This is a genomic window from Streptococcus pseudopneumoniae (assembly GCF_001072925.1).
GTDB classification, from domain to species: Bacteria; Bacillota; Bacilli; order Lactobacillales; family Streptococcaceae; genus Streptococcus; species Streptococcus pseudopneumoniae_Q.
Map to the genome: position 1 here is coordinate 1 of NZ_JVHE01000049.1, position 381 is coordinate 381.

Annotated in this window: 1 pseudogene; it reads right to left on the bottom strand. The window is 42.5% G+C overall.

What is annotated here, in order from left to right:
* Positions 1–95: 95 nt before the first annotated feature.
* Positions 96–381: pseudogene (locus tag ADH81_RS02435) on the bottom strand (sigma-70 family RNA polymerase sigma factor); the annotation flags it as partial.

The following is a 381-nucleotide window of genomic DNA, read 5'->3' on the forward strand; positions in this document are numbered from 1 at the left end:
CTTAACCCCTTGACCAACGGACCGGAGTTGTTATTTTCAACTCTTACTATTATACCGACTTTTCGTACTTTGTCAACACCTTTTTTTAATTTTTTTTAGAAGTCTTGTAATGTTGCCTTCAGCTCTCTGAGAAGGGCTTTGCGGCCTTTAAACCGTTCGTCTGCCCAGAGGCGTTCGTAGGCTTCTTGTCTATCTTCTGGTAATTTTCTTCTATAAGTATCCAACAATTCATGAAGGGCGTAGTAATCATCCAACCACAATCCTCCTTCTGGTAGGCGATGGCTAATCTCCCCTACTTCTTCATAGGCCATACGGTCCAGGCGACGTTTTTGACTCTCTTGTTTTCTGACGCTATCTAGGATTCGATTGCGGAATTTTGTT